We start from the raw sequence: 497 nt of genomic DNA, 5'->3' as shown, positions 1-497 counted from the left end.
CGGCGGCGAAGCGGCCGGCCGGGCGCGGGCCGGCGGCGTTGGGCTTGCCGCCGGGCTTGCCGGTACGGGCGAACTTCGGCTTGAACGGCGCGCCGCCGGCATCGTCGCCGTCGAGCTTGCGCATCTGCAGTTGCTGGCCGGACACCCAGACCTTCTTCAGGTGCGTCAGCAGCTCGCGCGGCATGTCCGCCGGCAGGTCCAGCACCGAATGGTCGTCGTGGATGTCGATGCGGCCGATGTACTTGCTCTCCAGCCCGGCCTCGTTGGCGATCGCGCCGACGATGTTGGCCGGCTTGACCCCGTGCTGGTGGCCGACCTCGATGCGGTAGGTCTCCATGCCCACTTCCGGCGCGCCGCGCGGCGCTTTCGGCGCCTTGTCGCGGCGCGGCGCCTCGAAGCTGCCGACGTCGCGGTGGTAGTCGAAATCCTCGCCACGCGCGGCCGGGGCCGGACGCGCCGGGCGCTCGCCGTCGTCGCGACGCGGCGCACGCGGCTCA

Annotated in this window: 1 protein-coding gene; it reads right to left on the bottom strand. The window is 73.4% G+C overall.

What is annotated here, in order from left to right; all coding sequences use genetic code 11:
• On the bottom strand, nt 1-497 hold a 497-nt coding region (locus D588_RS25815; RefSeq protein ID WP_043086660.1), incomplete at both ends, for a DbpA RNA binding domain-containing protein.

The sequence above is a fragment of the Xanthomonas sp. SHU 308 genome (assembly GCF_000364645.1).
Taxonomy (GTDB): Bacteria; Pseudomonadota; Gammaproteobacteria; order Xanthomonadales; family Xanthomonadaceae; genus Xanthomonas_A; species Xanthomonas_A sontii.
The sequence above is the reverse complement of the archived record's forward strand: the minus strand, read 5'-3'. Positions and strand labels throughout refer to the sequence as shown.